This window comes from Calothrix sp. FACHB-168, from assembly GCF_963889195.1.
GTDB lineage: Bacteria > Cyanobacteriota > Cyanobacteriia > Cyanobacteriales > Nostocaceae > Aulosira > Aulosira anomala_A.
Window position 1 is genome coordinate 1 of the sequence record NZ_CAWPNJ010000019.1, and the last position, 23,909, is coordinate 23,909.

Consider the following 23,909-nt stretch of genomic DNA (forward strand, 5'->3'; position numbering starts at 1 on the left):
ACCCGTCCGCCACTATCTCCGAAGAGACCGTTCGACTTGCATGTGTTAAGCATACCGCCAGCGTTCATCCTGAGCCAGGATCAAACTCTCCATTTTGTTGAGTTGATTTTTTCTTTCCGAATTTTTCTTTCGACTTCGGAAATCCTGCTATAATTTTTGGTTAAGTTTTGAGTTTACTCAAAAAACCTGATTGACGAGGATTGGTTTTTCTTTAGCTTTCAAAGTATTTTTTTGTCTCGGTTCGGTTGCTGCGGCGGTCTCTCGCCTCAGCACTTATTCAAGATAGCAATTGTTTTTCTAGTTCGTCAAGGGGTTCGACAAACTTTTTTGGGGAAATTTTGTTTCTGCTTGATTTACAAGGGTTTGTGGCGTTTCCCAAAAGTTTGGAAGATGATTTTTAGGTTAATTGCGCACAGCGATCGCTCAAATTAACTTAGACTTTAGCAATCTCTCTGGGGCATGGGGCATTGGGCATTGGGATGATTGATTTTTATTGTTTCTTGTGAATGCAGTTTATGGAGTCTCTTGCATAAATATCTTCTTGTTTCACGCAAAAACTAGCCTGTGCGCTGTTGCGCTCCGTCGGCTCCCTCACTGGCGTGCAAAGAATCAGGACTTTTGCAACAAGTATATTTAAGACGTAGCTCCCCGCAATTGAATTGCGGGGGTTCTGGGTTCAAAAAGCGATTGCAGGCTTTGCCCGTTTTACATACTTAGCCTAATGGACAACGCTCTACCCAATAATAATGACTTACTAAGTAGGGATTATTATGTTCCCGGACGAGAACGCAGATGATCGGGTATGTGATGGCGATCGCCTAATATCTCTAACAATGGGCCATGAACGTCAAATTTAACCATACTTACTGACGCGACCAAAATATTCACCCGATAACGATAGCGTCCCAAATCAATTCCCAGTAAACTGCAAAGCATAATCCGAATCGTGGCTTTATGGGAAACTACCAAAACATTACCTTGGGGATGTTTTTCTTGAATTTCTGCAATTACGGGCATAGAACGGTTAGCAATTTCTACCGCAGTTTCTCCACCTAGTGGTGCATTCCAAGCCGGTTCTGTCAACCATTTTACATAGTTTTGGGCGTAATTCTCTTGAGCAAACGATTTACTCTTAGTTTCCCATTCACCGTAACTACCTTCTCTCAGCCCAGGACGCAACTGCATATCCATACCAATAGCATCACAAATTGGCTTGGCAGTTGCAATTGTGCGCTTCATCGGGCTAACATATACTGCTTCCCACTGCAATCTGCTGTAAATATCGGCAAAACTCTTTGCCATCTCTATTCCTTCTGCAGTCAACTCCGCATCAGTTTCACCACAGAAATTACCACTTTGACTAAAAGTAGTTTCTCCATGTCGCAGTAAATATAAATTGAGTGTCATAGCTTGTATCGCGATTGGGATCGAGGAGTTTGTGCAAAAATAAACTAACATCAATCTCGCAATCGGGTATGTACCGCTAGGACAAAGTAATCAGCCAAAAAAGTCAATCAACCACAAACTTGTGAAATCGGGCTTTGCTGATGGCGGTATGAATTACGACAGCTGTTGCAAATTTTAGCATATCTCCCAGATCGTCTTTTCTGTCTGACAGCTTAATCGCTGGGTGGCTCATACCAAACTTCCAGTTTGTCAAGTTGTTCGCCAACAATATTTCTATATAACTCCAGCGATCGGTAAACCCGATCTACGCTAGGTTTTCCATGGGCGAAAATTTTACTGTAAAAGTTTTGGATTTCTTGATGAGTGATTTTACCGTCCTTAATAGACTTCTCAATCATGATTTTCAATTGTTCAAGTTCCAGAGTTTCTTCTGGTGTAGGTTCTTGAGATAATGGTCGTTCAATTTTCATAATATAGCCCCATTTTAGCTGGTATTTTTTTCTCAAAAATGGCAAATTGCTGATTTGCTTGGACTATAAAAGTCTTATTTGATTTGGCATCAGCTAAGTCAGATAACTAGAAGCTTATTGATAGCTGTCTAGTAAGAGTTTCTTGTCAGTGTTTAGTGCGATCGCATTGGATTGCAATCTAATCTGAGAAGTTCGCATAGCTCAAAAAATGAGTTTCGTATAGATGTTATGCAACAAAGTTGAGGACTTTGTGAAGAAGGTTGTTTGCAGTCAAAGATTATGGATGTAGCGACTACAACCAGCTGACAACTAGTCTGCAATAGCAGAAGTCAGGATTATAGCTGTGTTAGGCTGAGAGTAAAGCTTTAACTTGACCGAAACGGCGATCGCGTTTTTGGTAACTCAACAAAGCCTGATAAAATGCTTCTCTATCAAAATCCGGCCAGAGAATATCAGTAAAGTACATTTCTGTATAAGCCATTTGCCACAAGAGAAAGTTACTCAAGCGCATCTCGCCACTAGTACGAATCAGTAAATCTGGTGCTGGAGTATCTGCTGTGTAGAGATGTTGTTCTATAAGGCTGTCATTGATGGCTTCTGCACCCAGTTTACCTTGTTGCACCAGCTGGGCTATTTGACGACAGGCTCTAGTAATTTCGTTGCGGCTACCGTAGTTAACAGCAACAGTAAAGTGAATTGCTTGATTATGTAATGTTTCTGTCATGGAACGTTCCATTTCTGTTTGCAGAGATGGCGGTAAAGCTGATAAATCACCAATAAAGGAAATTCTCACGCCTTCTTGGTGCATTTGGGCTAACTCGCGGCGTAGCAATCGCTCAAATAACAGCATCAGAAAGTTTACTTCTTCAATAGGACGTTGCCAATTTTCTGTAGAGAATGCGTAGGCGGTGAGGGCTTTAATTCCCCAATCTTTACAACAGCGTAATAGTTGTTTAAGGGTGCTTGCACCTTGGCGATGTCCGGCGATGCGTGGTAGTCCTTGGCTATTTGCCCATCTACCGTTACCATCCATAATTACGGCTACGTGTTGGGGCATTTTTTCGGGGTTTAAGTCTGGTGGTAGGGGGATCATGTTGTGAAAATTTTCTTTCGTTAGTACAGCTTTGAGTAAAATCGTGGGGATTTGAGGTAGGAAATTTAAACGCAGAGGGGCGCTAAGGTAAGCGCAGAGGTACGCTGAGAATTTGCGATGAAGTCGTGAAATGCTTTAGTTAGTTTTAGGACTTACGCACAAACTACGGAAGAATCGAACCACGAAGACACGAAGTACACGAAGAAATCAGAGTTTCAAAGGTGCTTTGCGTAAGTCCTAAGTTTATTGAGGGGTTCGGTATCATAATTTTTTTTCACAGCCTATCTATGATTGCTGTAGTAGATTGTTGAGATATTCTGGGGTGAGGCTGTTGTGCCATTTCCAGAGGCGATGTATGGCGTAGGTGAAGGTGTATAGGAGGGTGGCTTTGTTGGTGAAAGTCCAAGCATCCCAGTTGAGTGTTGCCATCATTCGGCGTAGGGTACGGATGAGGTTGTTACGTTTATAGGTTTGGGAACGGGTTTTTATGAGGGTGGTTCCTACTCGGATTAAGCTGGTATTGGGGAAAGCCCAGACTCCAAAGCCCCAAAATTTAGTCATGTGGTTAATTTCGTCTTTGGTGAGTTCTTCGAGAACATCTTGGAGTGCGTCGGTGGTGTGCGCCATCAGCCACAGGTAAAGGCAGGTGGCACCATATTCTGTAGCTACGCGGTGTAAACCGTGGCGATATAAATCTTCGTGAGGGTTATCTGTAGGGATATAGCCTCTGACGGTGCGGTGTTTGGGGGTAATTTTTTCGCCTGTTAATTGGGTATAAATCTTGATTAATGCGGGTGTGTGCTGGCGTTCTTCTTTTTCCCACAAGCCAATTTCTTGAAGTTCGCTGTCTTCACCGACTATTCCACCAACAAACCGCGCCATCTGGGGATGTAATTTCTCTAAATACTGGCGGCTGGTTTGGGTGTAACCGCGAATCGGGGCTTCTGTATCCATTGCACCAATTAAGATAGATAAAAATACTTCTGGTTTGATGCCGATAATTTGATTGCGGTTAATAGCTTGCCAATTAATCGGTTTCCAGGGGCGCGGTTGGGGATTGGTAAATTGTAAGGGTAAATCTTGCAAGCGTTCTTGTAGTTTTGCAGTTGCAAGATAGTTATCGATGAGAGAATGAATCCGACGCTGTATTTGCCAGCTTTGCGCGCCCGATGTTTCTATATGTGGGCTGGCGGTATTTAGCATAATTTGTATACTTTAACTCTATGCCCAATAGCCTAAGCGATCGCACTTTCTGTTGTCAGTCGGCTGAAGTCGGCAATTTTATTTTGTGTGGTTGCTAAAGTCGGCGAAAAAGTCAGATTTCTTTGTTGTGTTAATGAAAGTTACAGTTATCCAATTCATAATTCATCTTCAAGATTATTGGTTAAATCTCACCAAGCTGACACGGGGTTTTATTAAACTAAATCTCAAACTTCTTTCTTGCTGCAACTTTTGCTCTTCTACTTGATTGAGTAAAAGCATAGGTGTAGGATCGCCAAATCCACCCAAATAAAATTGATAGCCTGTCTTGATAATTAATTGATTTATTTGAGATGCCATGAGTGATGGATCGTAGTCACCAACTACCGAATATTTAGAACCATTTATTTCAAATTCTACTATATTTTTGTAACATCTATGTATATTATCATCTGGATGTAAACTATCAAAATATCTTAATAAATCTTTTGTTGTGTAAATTTTTTCATTATATTCATTTATATAGTAACTTATCACTTGCTCGGGAGCAAAAAATCCTCTAGAACTCTTAGAAATATCCAAAAGATTTCCAATACTTCCATTTATATCTATTATCCCTAAGTCATTTCCATAAATCACATCAAAGTCTATATTTAATACTCTTTGGTTATCTAATCTGATAATATACCAATCATCCCGTTCTTTCAGGAAATAAAGGTAGTTATTTGAATAAAACCGTTTAATTACTTTCTTGATTTCAATTAGTAATTCGGAATTTGAAAGATTTTGATATTGAGTAAAAAAATCCATTTGGCGATAGTAGATTAGAGTATCTAATAACCAATTATCTATATCTGCGCTCATAATTTTTTAGAAAAGTTACTTTTTATCATTCTTCAACTTTATAATAAATCACCAATAGGCTTCGCCAAGCTCTTCGGTCTAAATTATCCACAAAGATATCGTTTGAACAAGGAGGTTCAGCACTACTAGGCAAAGATTGGTAAGGGTCGGATCTCATCAGAGATAATGATGGTGTTGAGATGACTTAATGAATTTTATTGTATTCGACCAGATGGCTTTATTGTTTTCGCCTGTAAACCAAGGTCAACAAAGTAGGGAAAAAAGTAGGATTCACAAAATCTTATCCGAAAATTGGGTCAGGGGATTGTAGATTAATCTATGTTCTCAAATTTCACTAACCTCTTCGCTACAGAATGGACGCTGAAGCAGCATTAGTTGGGTTTATAGAGTGGACATAGTAAAAGAATTACATATTGTATTGCCAGAGGATATCTTTCGAGGGGGCTATTTCTTTAGCTTGATCAAACTCTAAATTAGACCAACGAGGAGCTGTTCTAATTTCTTCTATGATAGATTTATAGGTAAAGTTATTTACAAACTTAATTGTTCTTTCTGGCTGAGTATTACTTTCATAAAGAAAGATATGTATATACTTCATTCTAGAAAGGTGAGCTAGAGGAGAGGGAGTGTCTTGTGAGCAATGGTTTATCCATACTTCATGGATAAAGTCAATACCTGATACTTTAATAAGTACATAGATAGGTACAACATTATTAAACCTATACATACCTATCTTGATATGTGCCTGAGGAGGATTAGATATAGTCCAGCTTTCACCTTGATTTACCTTAATAAGAAACACTGGGAAATAATCAGTAGATAAAATCCCAGTGTTAGTAATTGTTGGTATATAAACACTATCAAGTGATTTAACCTGAACCCAATCCCATAAAGAAGTACCTGGTTCAGATTGAATAATAAACTCAGCCGCATTCATAGTTAATACTCCTATAGAGAATAACTATATTAGTCTAGATTAGATTGGTTAGAGTTTATTATAAGATTAATTGATTGTTCTAATGAATGTAACTTATTAGTTAGCTCTTCTATACGAGCTATTAGACTAAGTACATCTTCTTTAGGAGGATTATTAAATATTAATGCTCCTGTTTCAGGATCTACATGAGCATTAGGAGGAAGGAAATTAGTATAGTCCATAATAGTTTAGTAAACACTAGAAGCCAATCTTTTAATATAAGGAGTTATATTAGAATCTTGACTTGATAAATCAAACCTAATAGTTAATCTTCTTCTTAAGATAGAAGAAGTATTACCATTAATATCAGATATATTAACAGTATTGGATAGATTATTTACTGTTAGGGTAGTAGTATATAAAGGAATATTACCATCTACTAGAATAGGATTAAAATCTGAGGAGAATTGCTCCCAACTTTCTCCAGCGTTAGAGCTGAAATAAGGGGTAATAGTAGTCCCTTGAGGAAGATAATATTGAAAAGATAGTTCAATATTAGTATACGGGTTAATCAAATCTATTGTTTTACTTACCCAAGTAGAAGAAGACTTGTTAGAAGAAATTATGAAATAAGAATTATCTAAATAGAATATAGGGTAAGTATAACTAGTAGATTTAAATACAGCTCTTATATCTATAAAATTAGTTGAGTCAATTAATGGCTGTACATCTTTAAGGGGTAACCAAGATCCCTTTAAGTTATATAGAAAGGATAGAGAAGTAGAAGGCGGGCAGTAATATTTAAGTATTGAACTAATAGAATTAATCTTATCTAATGGATTCTCTATAGTGAAATCATATATACCTTCTAAAGAAGAAGGTATATTTTGTATAAGATTAAATACTAAATCAGAATTAGGTTTCTTCTCCCAAGCCCCTTCTTTACTAACTATTAATTCTCCACCTATAAGAGGTTGTACTCCTATTGAAGTATTAGAGGATATATCTTTCTCTCCTATAGTAGCTATAAAGAATTCTAAGTTAGAAGGTACATTAGAAGATATTACTATGGCGTACTGTTTTCCTTTACTTAAGAATGCAGGTTTATCTAATTGAATATTAGTTAGAGAACTACCATTACTACTTGTAGTAATAGCAGATAAATATAAATCTCCTTGACTTAATACTTCTTTAGTGGGGAATCCTAAAGAAGTATTAACAATAGATACAGTAGCAATAATATAGTCATCTATAGAAATAGAAGGAGCTTTTCTTAAAGCTAGATTTATTTCACCTATAACCACATCTAACTCTACAGTGAAGGACTGAGCTAATAATCCATTAGTAAGTTGATAAGTATAGTTATCAGAACTATTGAATGTATTAGAAGCAGTCCATTTATTATTTGATATGGTTATTACATAAGGAGTATTAGGTAAATTATCAGGGATCTTAAACTCTACTTGTAAAGAGCCATCTAACTTAGCTTTTATAGAAGAAGCTATAGTGCCGCCTAAAGTATTAGATAACAATGTAAAATTAGTAATCTTAGTGTTACCAAATGTAATAATTAAATTATCTTCTAAAGCAGGAAATCCACTAGCTTCTAATCTAATAGTGGCACTAGTAATAATTAAATCGGCACCTATCTCACCATATATATAGTTATAAGTTCTAGTAGAAGAATTTATTGTAGGTTTATTAGGGAATATATTTAGAGAAGGTATATTCTTTTGAGAAGATAAAGTTACCCAATTAGTAACTTTACTCTGATTTATTAGAACTCTTTCAGAAGTTATAGGTGCAACGTAATAAGGTAAGTTGTTCTTAGATACTATATTTATATCTTCTGTTAATGTATTAACTACATTACTAAAAGTAATAGTATTAGAAGTAATGCCGCCCCTTAAATAATTATTGGAAGGGTATATAGAAGCATTATATAAGGGATGATTTATATCACTCTTCTTAAGAGAACTAAAAGTGTCAGTAAATATACCAGATATCTGAATCTCTCTTATCTGTAAATCATTAAGAGTAGATAGATCTAAAGCTAGTTCTATTAAACTTCTATTATTTAATTTATTATATTCATCTATTAGAATTAATTCACTATTGCTTATAGCTCTACTATCAGTAGGAATAGCTATATATTCTCTAATAGTTTTATCAGGTATTATAGAACCAAGATAAATAGACCTGTCTAAAGGAAAAGTAAATTCTTTAGAAGTTATAACTAATATAGTTCCATCATGTCTTAAATAGAATGAGTATGAATTATCAATATTAGAATTTAATATTTTAGGTAATTCATAAGAAAAAGACGTTGGATATAATATTGGTTTTCCTTCTAGATAAGCTTTCCCTGAAGTTATAAGTACAGTTCTATTAGAAACTATAGATAAATGAAGACCATTAACAATATAATTACCTGCCTCCTCATACCATCTAAGTGCTAAATAATCAGTGATTATTGGAGTTAGATAACTATCTTTATATAAATTAGAGTATCCTTTAGATACGTAATAGTATATATAAGGAGGATAGATAGGCCCCCTTCCTTCTACTAATCCTAAAGGATAGGAGTCTTTATTAACTAATACAGTATAGTCTAGTATTAACCTATTGCTACCTAAATCTCCAAATGAATTAGATCCAGTTAAAGGATCTCTTAAGAAATCTTCATCTTTCAATAATCTAAATATAGGTAGTACACCTATATAAGATCTAGAATTGTTAGGTAGTGTAAATTCTCTAGATTCAATATCTATAAAATAGCTGCCAAATACAGTTTCTAAATAGACTTGCCCAGATGACATTAGAATTACATAGTCATTAGTTCTATTACTTACTAATGTAAATGAAATAGGTTTAGTTATTTCATAGAAAGAAAACAGATGAGAAAAGTTAGTTCCATAGTTATGATTAATTACAGAATGGATTTCATGAATTTCAGCGAGCTGACTCTTCTTATCTGGTCTAAATAATATCTTCCTCCAAGGATTCTTTTCATCAAACCTATTAGGATATTTAGATATAAGAAAAGGATCATTAATAGACATAAGAGATAATATTCCTAATGACAGGTTGATTATTTATAACAGTAGAAGATATATCTACTCGATATCTAAATTTAATTCTAGGTAGAACATTATTAATATACAAACTTGAATTCTCAATTTTATAATTAGCTTCTAATACTCCTAATCCTTGGTCAATATACTTTTCACTTGCTACATCTTTTGTTAGTTCAAACCACTCTTGACCTTCTATAGGAAGACCATCAGTAGGAGAATAATAAACTTTAATAGTAGTGTTAGCAGGCTGTATATACTGAATATTGACAACTACATTCTTATAAGGCACAGGATAAATGGTTTGTTTAGAAACTATAGAAGAAGATAAGTTATTTAAATAAAGAGATACAGAAGATCCTTGTATAACTAATATAGGAGATACGTTAGCTTTACTACTAGATAACTTAGCTCTTACATCTATATAAGTAGAAGATGTACTTAAACAAACTACATTATTAGGAATAATAGTAATCCAATCAGAAGATGTCGTCTTATATTGATATTCAATATTAGTATCAATAGGAAGTATATCTCTAGTATTAATAGAGAAAGCTGATAATCCACTCATAGAATCAGGGCTACCATATCTACCTAAATCTACTACCACTTCATTAATAGTAGTAAATACCGCTCTATATAATTCAAAAGTAATATCCTCTTTAGGTAGTTTCTTATAAGAGTAACCATCGGTAGAAATAAATAAATCACCATTAAGAAATAACTGATCACCTACTATACTACTAGTAATAATATCTTTAGAACCTATCTCTGCTGTATATACTTCATAACCTTCTCCAATAGATTCTAGAGAGATAGAATACTTATTATTAGGCTGTATTAATATTGGGTAGTCAAATGTAAAAGTAGTCCAACTAGAAGCATTATCAGTTACTTGATAAGAACTGGCTTTTGCTATACCGTATAAATCTTTATTGGGGCCTTCATCAGAGGCTCCTTTAAGTTTTACCAATAAAGGGTTAGTAGTATTAATTTTCCTAATCTTTAACTTAATAGAAGTAATGAAATAATAATCTTTTAAATCTATTGTTTGATTGACTACATCGTGTAGTTTAGGATTCTTTTGAGATTTAGTTAAACTAATGATTTCTGTAGAAGGTACAGTACCACTATTAACTAAAGTATTAGAAGGAACAGTAGGTAGAATATCTGAGTAATCTGTTTTATCTAAAGGAATAAGAGAGTTAGCTCTTATTCTAGAAGGTACTGTATCCCAATTACTAATAGCTGCTAATACTATTTGGGTCGCTAAATTATTAAATACATTTAGAAGTCCACTGGCATAGTAGTCAGAAGATTCTATTTCTAATAGATGAGAACCACATCTAAGATCAGTAGGAGTAGTAAAAGTAAAGTGTATGCTGCCATCTACTTTAGCTTTAATAGTTCCTGGAAATCTAATACTAGAAGCAGTACTATTAGTAAGAGTATAATTGGTTATTTCTTTTCCAGATAGATAGACTTTATATCCTTCAGAGGATGGAACTAAATTATCTACTTTAACAGTAACTAGTATTGGTTTTACTTTAGATAAAGTACTTAATAAATATAAATAACTATTAGGATCATTACTAAAGGTAGATATGGGGCAACCATCTATTATCGATTTAACAATCTCTTCAGAAGCAGTTTTAAATAAACTTCTAACTGTATTAGAAATACTATCTAATATAAGAGGTCTATTAGTAGAAGTTCTAGATAGTAAATTAGTTCTATTTGTAATAGCATCACAAGGAGATAGATATTTATACCCTTCATTTAAGAAACTGATATTAGGAGATATAAATACTCTTCCTCTTTGTTTTACATGAGTTAATGTATTTATCTTAGTAGAGTTAGTACTTCTTACTTGACTAAGAACTGCACTAGATACATAGGGCAGTACTATAAAATAATCTTTACCTAATGAATCTAATGACTTAGTTCCTCCAGATACATACTTTAAGGGAACATCCTTATGAAAATAACCATTAGTTATTCCTTGAGTAGCTGGAGACAGGGTACCAGTTGATAAAACATTAGATAAATTTATTCTACTTAAATCTTGTAAGGTATTTGTATATATGCCTATAGGAGACGTAGATATTGTTTGTACTGCTTTTCTATAACCTTGAATATCTAAACTTAAAAGTTCAATATCATTAGTATTCTTCTTAACTCTATTAGCTAGCTGACTTATTTCTGAAAAGGAGACTGCTCTACAATCAGTAGGAGTAATAGAAGTTGAATCAGCAAATAGTTTAAATGTAGCTATAGATAATACTTCTTCAGATACTATAGGTGGAATAGGAGAACTAGATGAAGAAGATAATTGATATTTTATATCACCTTCTTTAGTTATATATATAACACCAGCTTTAGCTAAGTAGTAACTATAAGACACAGTAAAATTCTGATTAGTAGCTGGTGTAGTTCCTATAAATCTAATTGAGTCTGTACTTTTATCTAAAGTAAAATCTTTATCTATGACTAAAGGTTGTGTATATAAAAAAGAAACAAAGTAAGTAGTACCTGGATCTGGTTCAATAGAGTTAGCTAAAGATAGAGACCAGTCAATTTCTGATTGGTTAATCAGAATATAATCTCTTCCTTCTATGTAGGTAGTAGAACCTTGTACTACTTTAGTAATTCTAAATATAGAATCGTCACCTAAGAAATCAGATGTTCCTGGTGTACTAGATCTTACTATAGGTTTTAATACTTCTTCTAATTCTGCTACTAGAGAGATAATTTCTGCTACAGGTTTAAACCCTAATTGAAATGAATTAAAAGAGCCGCCACCAGAAAGATTAGAATTAGCTACATCTATTAATAAAGCTAATGAATCTCCTATAACAACATTTGAACTATTTCTTTGTTTAATAGCCGTAGCAATAGATATTTGATTTGCACTATTAGCAATAGATGTAGATCTAAAAACTAGACCGTTTGTAGCCTCTCTAGTAATCTCTAAATTACTTTTAATGATAGTTACTAGATCTTGAGTGGTAAGAGTATTGTTGCTAGAAGATAAGGAGAATACTGTATTAGTATCTCCTTTATTAATGTAATTAAATAATGCATCTAATAAAGATGAAATACTAGTAATAGTAGAACCAGCTAAATTAACTGTTAATGTAACAGCTATAAACTCTTGGTTATATATTAATTTATCTATAACTATAGTTATAAGTGTTCTTTGATTAACTACATCAGTAAAAGTGTAGTTCTCTCCTAAAGAGAATACCCTTTTAGTACTAGCATTTCTACCAGAATAAGTAAATTGAGCGTTCTGTACTCTAGTTGTATCTAGAGATTTATCAACTACTAAAGTAGTAGGAGTATTCTTTGCTATCCTATATCCTTGAACATAAGCTATGCCTGCTGATATAGAGAATAAAACTTTATCAACTAAAAGATTCTTATTAGCATTAAGATTATCAAGAGAAGTTTGATATAAAGCTAGCTTAGAACTATATAAAGTTGATAGTCTGTTATAGAAAGTTTGTTCTCTATTAATCTGATCTTGTATATTTACAATAGCCGCATTATTAGCAGAAGTAGGAGATATCCTAGCATTCTCAATAGCATTATTAAGTGAAGCTTTTAGTTGATTAAGTCTAACTAGCGAGGCATTACTATCTGATAAAGCTTGTTGGGCGGCAGAATTAGTATTATCTACTAATCTTTCTAAAGAATCATATTTCTTTCTATCTTCTATTACTCTAGACTCTCCAGGTAAAGAAGTAATAGAGAAACCATTTACACAAAAGTTACCAGATCTCTCATAAGTATATTGTGCAAGTATATTCTCTATCTTAGTAAGAGTATTAGGTAAGTTCTGCGATAAATTTCCATCTGATAAGAGACCTATTGTATATCCATTACTATTATTAACAGTAATAACAGGGTTCCACATTAATCTAGAAGCGCCTTCTAGACCATATATAGCTCCACCTTTAATTGGATCTCTTAAGATAGGATCATCGTCTTCAGTAATTATTAGTTCTTGAATAGCTACATCTATAGAATATTTACCAGTCTTAGGTAAGGTAATAGTATTAGAATCAATATCTATTACATAACCTTCTACATATAATTTACCTGGAGATATATTTATCTCTATGTTGGTATCAGTAGAAGATACAATACTAAGTTTTAATCCTTCTAATATAGAACCATTATTGAATAAAGTGTCTATTCCTTGTTTAATCTGATCACTTAATAGTGATTGTATTTCTATAAGTTCAGCAGTTTGAATAGGTCTTCCAGGTACAGGTAATACTCTTACCCAACGCTTATCTCTAGAATATCTATCTGGATATAGAGGATTATTTTTATAGTCAAAAGTCATAGTTATTTAGATAGATAGTAATAAATCAAAAGTAGTTGTTTTATCTGTACTCCTTAATATAGGAGTAATATATCCAATCCAATGTAATATACCTGGATTATCTACTTCAGATGGTAGATAGATAACCTTATTAGTAGTTACATTCTCTAATAAAGAAAGCTTGGAATATAATCCTATAATCCTAAAAGAAGGGGAACTATAATCACCACTATTAATAGATACTGAGAAATATATATTAGAGGGATTTAGTATATCTAAGGTATCTTTAGATAATTTTGTTTGGTCTAATCTAGTCCATAGTTTATTGTTATATGAAACTTCGCCGCAGCTTTCAAATTCAATATTTCCACATTGACTTTCTACTATAGGATTGACTATAAAAGCTCTTTTATAAATAATTGGGTCAGTAATATATTTAGTAGAAGCTAATGGTATAGGAGGATTGGTATCATCAACTTCATCTCCCCATTGATTTGTCCAAGGAGTAGATTTACCTATTGCAAAAAAGAATTCATTAGAGTTTATAAAATCTAAAAGTCTATCTACAGAACCAGTAGTAGATAGAGAGTAGTTAATTATAGATGTCATTTATTATTCTCCTACTTGTAATACCTGCACTTATTAATGAGTTTTGTCTTGGGCCGTCATAAGCAAGAGCTAATAAACCAGTTATATAAACGTTATTAAATCCTTCTAGCTTAAACTCTCTATCTACACTAGGGTATTGTGGTAGATATTTATTAGGCTTAATTTCTTCAATAGGAATTAAATTAATATCTAGAACTCTACCTGTCATTAAAACTAAATAATCTGAAGAATTAGCAATAGATAAATCTTTATAATCCTTAGAACATACTTGATTATAAAAGATACTATCTAACTTACTTTTAATATAAGGAGTAATAGAAGGCTGCCAAGCTTTTATCTTCTCTAGATAATTCATTCTATCTAAAGGAGATATTAGATTTGAGTAATAAGAACCTAACGCAGACTTACTATACCAAGAAGAATAAGAAGGGGCAGGATATTGATTTATTTTAGGAATACTCTTTAGTAACCAATTAACTTTATTATCTAAAGAAGCTAATAAATAAACTAACTCGGCTGCTCCCTGCCCGCTACCTAATACAGTAATTCTTTTATCTCTAGGTTGAATACTTAATATATCTTTTAATGTAACTATATTCTCTTGAGGAAAAGCATAAGTTACCCAATGAGGTATATTTACCTTAGAATACTTATTACCCGTTGCTATTACAACAGCTTTACCTATTAGCTCAGTGTTATCTAGAAGAGTGATAGATCCATCCTTTATCTCTTTTACTTCCTGTTGAATATAGTTGATCTTAGATAGAATATGTTCCCATATATAACTTAAGTAAGCGCAGAACTGATACCTAGTAACTTTAATATCATCTGTCTCTATTTCTTTTTGGGTTCTTAGTAATCTATCAGGATAATCTAGAAATCTTGCTAATGAGAAAGGATATAAGTCTTCTAAATAAGTAACAAGATCAAAAGAAAGAGGTGATCTCATTTCTATATTAGGAATAATATTAGGTTCCTTCCAAGAAGAAAAAGGGTCAGGATCTATTAGAGTAACAGGTATATCTCTATGAACTGCTTGTAGAGCTAAAGATATACCTCTAGGGCCGCCTCCTATTATTATTAAATCTTGCATCTATACTCTCACTGTCTTAATAGTAAATATTAAATCTTCTCCCTGAACTATACTAAGTACTTTTAATACTAAATTATCTCCTACATCTAAACTATTATATAAAGAAGTATCTATTTCTAATAGATTATTACTAAGGGTTATACTAGATAAAGAATCTATACCTACATCATTTATAAATAAACCTACAGCCCCGCCCCCATTATTTAACTTAATAGATAATTTAGTAACCTTATATGCATAAGGAGCAGATACTTCTAAATAATAACTTTGGACTAGAGGTAATTCTATATGTCCACTAATAGTCTCTACTAGGTTTGCTAAAGGATTTTTATATTCAAGTTGTGCTGTACTTGAGTTATATGTAAGAACTTTACCTTCACCTATATCTGAATAGTTAATTGTTGTTCCACCTAATTTACTTACAGAAGGTGAAGAAGCCGTACCTCCTAAATCTCCAGATAATCTTAGAATACCTTTAATAGAAGTAGTAGCATCTACTAGAGTATTAGTTAAGAGATTGGTTACGTATTGAGTTGTAGCTATCTTAGTACTAGAGTCCGATGTAGAAGGAGTTGGTGCATTAGGTGTTCCTGTAAATGTAGGTGAATTAATATTAGCTTTAGTTAATAAACCTGGAACAGTAGGAGAATTATAAGTACCTCCTAGATCTCCAGTAAGTAATATTCCCCCTTTGATAAGACTAGTGGCATTGGGAAATATTGCACCTATAGTAGCTTTTCTATTCTGAGAAGAAGTACTTACCAAAGGTAAAATAGAATCTTCATTTAATTCATTACCTGTAGCAGTAGTAAATTCTGATATTTTTTTATTAGTCATTTTAAATTTCCTGTTCTAAATAGTCGCCATCTTCAGTAAGAATTCTATCTCCATCTTCTTGGAGAATAAGTTTATCTTCTACTACATCTGATTCAATAATCCTAATACAACTATTCTTTACATTAATACTCAAAGAAGATTTAATAATAATATTCTCGACATATCTAATAACTATTCCTAGAGGTAATATAGAACTTACTATTCTTCTAATAATAGAATCTATAGGTTGATATATAGTAATCTCTACTAGAGAAGCTGTTGAGTATTGAGAACCAGAATAGTAACCTTCTCCTAAATAAGTAGAGAAAGTTTTATCATTGAAACTATTGAAAGATAATATATCAGACCAAGTTTCTTTTACTTTTACATCAATAGAATATCTAGAAAGATAATTAATTACATTGTTCTTACTAATTCCTTTAGCCCTAACTTGAATATGGGTATTAACAAAAGTTAGAAAGTTAGAATAAGATTCTTGTCTGACTCTATATAGACCTAATTCCTTAGCTTTTATATCTAAATCTCTAATAGAAATAAATGCAGGCGGAGCATATCTATTAGCTCCTATACTAACTCTAGAGACAGATAGAGCTTTAGATACTGAGAACAATAACTTACCTAGATTGCCTTCTATAGATAATGCCTCTTTACTAAACCATGAAAAGTCTAAAGGAAGATTACTTAACTTACTGTATATATAATTTCTGTAGAAATTTAAAGACTGTATAGATATAAGAGGTAATCTAATAACATCTTCATTACTAAATAGCTGATTAGTTAATAGAAAAGAACAAGAAGTAAAAGTATTAAAATACTTCTCATTAGTAAGAAGAGAAGTAAAAGATTCAAAATTATCTTTAAATAGACTACTGAAAGAATAAGAATTGTTATCTAACTTAGATATTAAAGATCCTGTAATAATTTGGTTATTAACTAGAGTCTGTAAATTAATTGAATTGCTTAATAGATTAATAAAAGATAAGAGAGAATTATTATTGGATACAGTTGTATAGGATATACCAGTAGTAGTTTCATATCTTATAGAGCCATCTAAATTATATTGATAGCCGCCAGTATTGTTAAATAATGGAATCTCTTTACTTAAGTTAAAGTCTTTATCTAATAATACTTCTAGATTAGAAATAGAAGTTTCTACTAATTCACTTAGGTTAAATACAGTAGAGAATAATAACCCATAAGTAATAGTATCAAGGTGATTAGATTGCGGGCTATCTGTAAAAGTTCTATCTCTATAAGAATAGAATTTATTGATAATTGAATTATATATATCAACGCCCTTATCTAGGTAATTATAATCAGATGTATATTGAAATATCTTGAATAAAGCAATAACAGAAACAACAGAAGTAGATAAATTATATTCTTCTATAGAAGTAGAATCTGATAGTTTATTAGAATGAGTCCATCCTTTAGATACTAAATTGTTTGATGGACTTATCTGATTAATTAAATAAGTGATTAAAGAACTTAATAGATTATTAAACTTTTTAGACTGCCAATATTCTGTATATAGAATTAAGGAAATAATTAACCAAGCTATAGCTCTTGTAGATACCTCCCTAGAATGTAGTAGTTTACTAGTATCTACTTTGAAACATCCTTCTTCAAAACAATCTTCTTCAAATACTCTAACTTCTGGGTTAGCAAATAAGTTATCAGATTTATCCCCATATAATAGTTCAGGTTCAGTAAAAGTAGCGGGCTTATAAGGAATAGAACCATATCTTTTATTACTAGAAGTAGTATCTATTAATCTAGATAGTCTACTAAAGTTAGATTCAACTAGACTAGTTATATAAGATTCTATATAGCCAGCTAAGTAATAGATATTGCTATTAGGTTTTACATCAATAAAAGTATTAAATATAAGAGATATAATACCTAAAGCTATATCTTCAATATTAGTAACTTGATCTTCATAAGAATACTCTAGAGTACTATTAAAAGTAGTTCTAATTAATGGATCATTGTTTAGATATTTTCCATATAGATAAGCTATTGTTTCTGCTGAAGATGATGTAACTCTTTTTAATTGAGCTATCTTTAGTCCAGATGGAATCTTACTAATAGTGTTTACTATACCTAAAGACGATATAGGTAAGTTCTTATCAATGAAATAGAACTCAGAAAAGTCTGGGCATATTACACCGATATCACAGAGCCATACATTTCCTAAACTATCAGTAGTTCCTTCTATCCAATATTGAGTAACATTACTAACTGTTCTAGTAATAGAAGATTTAACAGCAGTAGTCCAAATGCCACCTCCTTCAAAACAGTCCCCTAAGAAACAGCCCCCTTCAAATACTGAATCAGAATTAAGTGAGATTCCATTTACTTTAAGTTGAATAGAGCCACTATAAGAATATGCAGCCCCTTTAATAAAATCTAAACTAATATCTGTACCATAAATGGAACTACCTGAAGGTTTATTTAATTCTTTTATTCTTTCTAAATGTATATTCATAGTTGCATTAAGACTGAATATTAATAGATAAATTATTAATAGCAAATACACCTAAAGTATTTGGACTAATAACATTTGAAGGAGATTGAATACTACAAGCAGATACATTGGGTACTGATAAAGCTAAATTCTTAATAGCTAATCTATCAACTGGCTGTCCTAAATCTAGATCATTGAAATACTGTATTATCTTTTCTCTAATAGCATTAACAGTAGAATTAATATTACTTGTATTAATTAACTTAACTGTCAAAAGAACATCTAAGTATACTACTTCTAAAGGTCTAACTATAAAAGCCACACCCAAAGCTTTTACTGAATCAATAGCTTCTTCTATTTCCCTTAACTTACGTTCATTAGAAGTATTCACAAATACAGTAAAGTAACCTGTAACTGGTTGATGTTCTTTTATATAGAATCTATCTATACCAGAATTTAGAATAGTTGAATAAACAGCAGTATAGGTACCCTTTTCTAAAGAGTTTAAGTAGAAAAGAATTCTCTGTCTAAAGGTATCATCTGACTCTTCTGGATAAGCTCCAGATATACCTATTTGAGGTTTACCTTTAGAATCTCTATATTGACCTATGACAAATTTAATATTTGGGTAGAAAGTAGAATATAAAGAAGTGCCCGCAGAAAGATTAACAGAGTAATCTCTTTCTATAGAAGTAATAGGTAAAGCTACTTCGGAGTTATTAACAAAGTAATTATCATCTAAAGTAAACTGTACTAGACCATCAGCAGAGGATAGTATAAGTCCAGCACTTAATTGAGTAATCTCATTAGATGTAACTAATACAAAACCAGAGCCAGGAGTAGCTGGTCTTCTAAATAAAGAATAGTCATAAGCTTTAACATCTAGATCATCTCTTTCAGCTAGAGTTATAGAAGTAGATCTACGATACTGATCTATAAGATATTCATGCTCAGATATAACTGAAGCAATAGAACGAAAAAGAATATAGATATTACTATACTGACTGAATCTAGATAAAGGAGATCCTAATGAAGATAGGGCCTCTTTCATCCTAATTATAATTTGGTTTATAGTTCTCATATACTGAAGGAAGTATTAATAGTTTCGGTATTGCCTTTAACAGAAGTATAGGTGATTCTAAAACTAATAGAATCAATAGTAGATTGATACATTTCTACAAAACTAATAGACACCACATCTTCTATAAAAGATAAAGCTTTCTTAAGATAATTATTAGAATCATTTATCCAAGAAGGAGTTAAAGGTTCTCCTAATATAGAATAGAGTTGATTACCGTATTCATCATCTAGATAATCAATACCTTCTTCATCTAAACCCCAAAGTGTTATATATCCATAAGGAGTTTGTAATACCCTTTTAAGTAATAAATCTTCAGTAGGTAGTGGTTGAGATAGTACTAGATCATATAAAGGTTCATCTTCTTCTGTATCTATAGAAGATATTTGTAAATCTTGATTAAATATAGTTATATCTATCATTAAGTCAAAACAATAGGCGGATATACAGAGTATGGTAAGCCTATTATTAAGTATGGTGTAGGAGTCAATATAGCTACCCTGGTTTCACCACTAACTGGTAACATATTTACTTTAAAAAGAGATAGTTCTATTCTATAGAAACCTAATTCTAAATCACTTTTGGGTTCATATAAGAATAGAGTTCCTTGTTTAGAGGGCGGGGAACTATTTTTCCATATTAAAGACTCAGTACTATCGCAACTTAACCAATTAAATAAAGGATTAGTACTGCTGAAATAAATAGATATAGATAATAATCCAGGTATAGATCCTTCTAGATAAGGACTATAGATAGCTATACCTTTATTGATAATTTGAGGGGGCTGTATAGGTTTCATGCTAATAAATAAGCTTCAGTAATAATAGGTTCTATATGAACACCTAAAGCTTGACTAGAATATTCATATAACAGTCCATCATTATCTTCTAGAATAATAGAACCTACAGTAGGCTCATAATAAGCTATACCCTTATTTCTAACTACATCAAATGAATCAATAATAAATGTATGAACTGTTGCAGTATATTGGAACTCTGTTTGATAAGGAATTAATTTAGTGTTTGAATTAACTTTAGTATAAGAAGGTATAACTAATTGAACCCTATCTCCTCTTCTAGGAAGAGATGCATATTTACTAGAAAGAATATCTAAACTATTAAGAGAGAAAGTTACAATACCCATCTGTACATCTTCTACAGTTATATCTGCCTCAAATAGAGATAAAACAGGAACTCTAAAACATGTATCAAGAGTTGCATTTATCTTAATATTCTTAAGAACTTCTATACTATTTAATTCGTCTTCATCTAAGTTATCTTCTAATAGTTCATCATCTTCATTAATAGTATTAATAGTTTGTATTATTCTAGGACTATATTCTAATAGAGACATAGCAGATTGATTAGAACCTCTAGCTTTAGGAAATGCATCTATTAATCCTTTAACCTTATTAAATAAATCTAAACAAGATAGAGCTATATTAACCTGTTCTAATCCTGGAATCTTATAGCTATCCATCAATTTAATAAGATCGGGAATTTTAGATATAGCTTCTACCGCCCCAATACCCTGTCGGATAAAATTAAAAGTCTGACCAATAAGACCGCTACTATCCCCAAATATAGTACTTACTAAAGTCTCTAAATTATTACCATTTAAAACATCCTTTAATATATTCCCTATATTCTTATTGGATACATCAGAGATAATTCCTTTTATAGAAGAGTATACTGTTCTAGCTTTATTAAGATCATTAGAGTTAACAATACCACTAGCAGAAAGTATATTAGATATTTGATTAGTTAAAGTCTGTTCATCTAAAGGCTTACCAGATTCAATACTTATAATTAAATCTTTAATAGCGGGCACTACATTTCTTAAATCAGCAGGTAATAAATTAGTAATCTGTTTTTCTACTTCTTTAGCTAATAGTTCTGAGAGATATTTATCTGCCTGCTCATTATTAACTAACTTTATTGCCAACTGAGATAAGTCATCATTGTTAAGTAATTCCTCTATAGCAGTACCTCTAAAAGCTTTTGATAATAAAGGTCTAGCAGCAGAATATAATTCTCCATATTGTCCAGTTTTAGTAGCAGAACTAATTAATTTGGGAAAGTTACTATACTCTGCAATCTCTTGAGTTATGTTATTTACATTAGAGATAAGACTAGATACAAATCCTAAGAAACCTATACCAATCATAGTTCTTAGTTCTGCTAGGATTTTATTTAAAGGGTTAGGATATAACTTATTAATATAGTATTTGTTTAGTACATATAAAATATCTACTCTTCTGAACTCATCTGGAAAAGTAGGCTTTAAGTCTATAGTTTCTAATGTTCTATTCTTAGAATCTTTACTTTTTAAAGATATCTGTAATTCTAAAGGAAGTTTGAGTAAGTCTCTAATAACTCCAGCACTTTCATCATCAAGAAAGTTATCATAATCAATAGTAGCTTTGCTAATTTTTCCTTTAATATATTTTAAAATTACCTTTTTAATAGTTTCATTAGACAGATTAGATAGACTAGATTGAGCAGAAGGACTAATCTTAGTTATATCTTCTTTATAGATTCCAGATTCTTGAGAGATAACTTGAGTAGTACTATTATCTGTAGTAGGTACATCTGTCTTTGCAGGATTAGCTAAGGTACCTATAGTAAAGTTTCCTTCTTGAAGAGTCTTAAAGAAATCCTTATAGTATTCATTAGGTCTACCTTCTTCTCCTACTTTATCTGGATAAATATTAAGACCGCCGCCAGCTAAAGGAGATACTATAGGAGGAATAGGAGGAGTAGGGCTAGTACCAGATGTAGAGTTAGAATTAGGAGATGCTACAGGAGGTAGTTTATTATCTTGTTTAGTGGGATCTAAAGAACTAGTAGGTTTATTAGGTTTGACTTTAGAAGTAGGAGTATTCTTTTTATTAGAAGTATTAGATACTGAAGGCTTAGTAGGTTTATTAACTACTGGGGGTTTAGTATTAGGTTTATTAGAACTAAGAATATTAACTGGTTTACTATCTGTTTCTTTAGGAGTATCTACTGTTGTATCTGATGGACTTATAGTAGGACGGCTTAGGTCTAATTCTTTTTCCTTATAGATAGTATTAGGTAGATTATTACTAGGTTTATCACTAGCATGACCATCTATATCTTCTGTAATTGGTTGATCATCTACCCAGAAGTCTTCATAAAGAGGAGTTTGCTGTTTATATTTATCTGGTATACAGTTATCTAACTTAGAAGGAAAGGAAGGAATACCTGGTAATCCAGGAAACTCAATAATATTATCAGTAGGAACTGGAGAGAATACTATTGGAATAGTATTAATAAATAATTTGCCGCCTTTATAAAGTATTCCTGATTCATTATTACCCATGTAAGTAGCCCCTTCAGATACCATATAGGTAGCTGTAGTACCACTAACTAAAGTAACCCCATTAGAAAGAACAGCTTGACTACCTGTAGAAGTAGATATAACTCCTGTATCTCCCATAACAATGGTATTAGTAGCTGTCTTACCTTTATTAGATATGAGAATAGAAGAAGAGGCGGCTTCAATAGCTCTTTTAGCTCCATCAGTTGTAGCAGCATCCTCAGTAGAAATATCACTAGAAGGACTTGCTAATATACTAATATTCCTACCACTCTGTATACCTAAACTGTCATAGGATACAAATGAACTTCTACCTCCTGATATATTAATATGAGATTTATCACTAATTAGTGATGTATCTTGTCCCATAATAGAGGCTTCTTTAGTCCCTATTAATCTAGTATTCTGACTAATATAATCAGAGTTGTTAGTAGATATATTAATAGAGTTCTGACTTTGTTTTATTGAAGTGCCTTCAATAAACTTAGTATCATGTTTTAATTCTTGATATTTAACATCACTAATTAATGAATAAGAATTATTGGAATGAATAGTAAAATCCTGTGAATTCTGAAAGACAAAAGGACTACTTAGATTAAAGTTACTATTAGATAGAATACCTACTGTCTGGGCACCTAAAGTATATCTTCCAAATGAAGATACTAATAAACCACCATTAGCTAGTTCACCAATATCAGCTTCAGACTTAGCAATAGTGGCACATTTCTTAGAGGCGTTCTTTAGACAGTTCTTAAGTTCTGGATTATTTATCTTAGTTGGATCGCCTGCTAGATTAGATACTTGAGTTATCTTCTCTTCTAATTGACTAAGAAAAGCATCAGCCATATTAGTTGAAGCGGCAATAATATTATTAACCAGCTCATCAGGTGAAACTGATTTAAGTGGTTCAGCTAATATCTGATAGGAAATATTTCTAGGTAAATTAGAGCCATCTTTTATAGAAGAAGCTGCTTGAGTAGTTTCTAATGTCTTATTAGCTGAATATTCTTGTCCTTCTTTATTAATCTTTGCTGCTTCTTTAACAGGCTTAGTAGTCTGAATTATCGACTTATCTTTAGCTATAGTAGAAGGACTTTTACTTTTAATTTCTTTTATAGTCATTTAT

The 23,909-nt window shown here is 32.1% G+C and carries 17 protein-coding genes and 1 rRNA gene; all 18 read right to left on the reverse strand.

All coding sequences use genetic code 11. The features are described from left to right. Positions 1-96: ribosomal RNA gene (locus AACW45_RS10780) — 16S ribosomal RNA — on the reverse strand; the annotation flags it as partial. 672 nt (positions 97-768) lie between these two features. Beyond that, a complete protein-coding gene (locus AACW45_RS10785; protein ID WP_190627547.1) occupies positions 769-1,407 on the reverse strand; it encodes a histidine phosphatase family protein in 639 nt (212 codons plus the stop codon). 212 nt (positions 1,408-1,619) lie between these two features. Beyond that, positions 1,620-1,877 carry a hypothetical protein gene (locus AACW45_RS10790; RefSeq protein WP_190627548.1) on the reverse strand — a complete coding sequence of 86 codons (258 nt, stop codon included), beginning with the start codon at positions 1,875-1,877 and terminating at the stop codon, positions 1,620-1,622. A gap of 346 nt (positions 1,878-2,223) precedes the next feature. Continuing rightward, the gene (locus AACW45_RS10795) at positions 2,224-3,012 is read right to left on the reverse strand and encodes an isoprenyl transferase (protein ID WP_313933722.1); all 789 of its coding nucleotides are present in this window, start codon (positions 3,010-3,012) and stop codon (positions 2,224-2,226) included. Between the two features lie 243 nt (positions 3,013-3,255). After that, positions 3,256-4,173, reverse strand: a complete 918-nt coding sequence (locus AACW45_RS10800) for a ferritin-like domain-containing protein (RefSeq protein WP_190627552.1) — start codon at positions 4,171-4,173, stop codon at positions 3,256-3,258. A 174-nt stretch (positions 4,174-4,347) separates the two neighbouring features. After that, the gene (locus tag AACW45_RS10805) at positions 4,348-5,034 is read right to left on the reverse strand and encodes a hypothetical protein (protein ID WP_190627554.1); all 687 of its coding nucleotides are present in this window, start codon (positions 5,032-5,034) and stop codon (positions 4,348-4,350) included. Positions 5,035-5,440: 406 nt separating this feature from the next. Continuing rightward, a complete protein-coding gene (locus tag AACW45_RS10810; RefSeq protein WP_190627555.1) occupies positions 5,441-5,971 on the reverse strand; it encodes a hypothetical protein in 531 nt (176 codons plus the stop codon). 29 nt (positions 5,972-6,000) lie between these two features. Beyond that, positions 6,001-6,192 carry a hypothetical protein gene (locus tag AACW45_RS10815; RefSeq protein WP_190627557.1) on the reverse strand — a complete coding sequence of 64 codons (192 nt, stop codon included), beginning with the start codon at positions 6,190-6,192 and terminating at the stop codon, positions 6,001-6,003. A 6-nt stretch (positions 6,193-6,198) separates the two neighbouring features. Continuing rightward, on the reverse strand, positions 6,199-9,012 hold the full coding sequence (locus AACW45_RS10820) for a DUF4815 domain-containing protein (protein WP_190627559.1): 2,814 nt from the start codon (positions 9,010-9,012) through the stop codon (positions 6,199-6,201). Then, complete coding sequence (locus tag AACW45_RS10825; RefSeq protein WP_190627561.1) at positions 9,002-13,378, reverse strand: DUF4815 domain-containing protein; 4,377 nt, start codon at positions 13,376-13,378, stop codon at positions 9,002-9,004. Before AACW45_RS10825 ends, AACW45_RS10820 begins: the two co-directional genes overlap by 11 nt. A gap of 6 nt (positions 13,379-13,384) precedes the next feature. Beyond that, the gene (locus AACW45_RS10830; protein ID WP_190627563.1) at positions 13,385-13,966 is read right to left on the reverse strand and encodes a hypothetical protein; all 582 of its coding nucleotides are present in this window, start codon (positions 13,964-13,966) and stop codon (positions 13,385-13,387) included. Continuing rightward, positions 13,950-15,059, reverse strand: a complete 1,110-nt coding sequence (locus tag AACW45_RS10835) for a SidA/IucD/PvdA family monooxygenase (RefSeq protein WP_190627565.1) — start codon at positions 15,057-15,059, stop codon at positions 13,950-13,952. Before AACW45_RS10835 ends, AACW45_RS10830 begins: the two co-directional genes overlap by 17 nt. Then, a complete protein-coding gene (locus AACW45_RS10840) occupies positions 15,060-15,896 on the reverse strand; it encodes a hypothetical protein (protein WP_190627567.1) in 837 nt (278 codons plus the stop codon). Between the two features lies 1 nt (position 15,897). After that, on the reverse strand, positions 15,898-18,384 hold the full coding sequence (locus tag AACW45_RS10845) for a hypothetical protein (protein WP_190627569.1): 2,487 nt from the start codon (positions 18,382-18,384) through the stop codon (positions 15,898-15,900). A gap of 7 nt (positions 18,385-18,391) precedes the next feature. Then, on the reverse strand, positions 18,392-19,414 hold the full coding sequence (locus tag AACW45_RS10850; RefSeq protein ID WP_190627571.1) for a baseplate J/gp47 family protein: 1,023 nt from the start codon (positions 19,412-19,414) through the stop codon (positions 18,392-18,394). A gap of 26 nt (positions 19,415-19,440) precedes the next feature. After that, positions 19,441-19,863, reverse strand: a complete 423-nt coding sequence (locus AACW45_RS10855) for a hypothetical protein (RefSeq protein ID WP_190627572.1) — start codon at positions 19,861-19,863, stop codon at positions 19,441-19,443. Beyond that, positions 19,863-20,240 (reverse strand): hypothetical protein, encoded by a 378-nt coding sequence (locus AACW45_RS10860; protein WP_190627574.1) that lies wholly within the window; start codon positions 20,238-20,240, stop codon positions 19,863-19,865. Before AACW45_RS10860 ends, AACW45_RS10855 begins: the two co-directional genes overlap by 1 nt. Continuing rightward, positions 20,237-23,905, reverse strand: a complete 3,669-nt coding sequence (locus AACW45_RS10865) for a hypothetical protein (protein ID WP_190627576.1) — start codon at positions 23,903-23,905, stop codon at positions 20,237-20,239. The genes AACW45_RS10860 and AACW45_RS10865 overlap by 4 nt, the downstream gene beginning before the upstream one ends. Between the last annotated feature and the right edge of the window lie 4 nt (positions 23,906-23,909).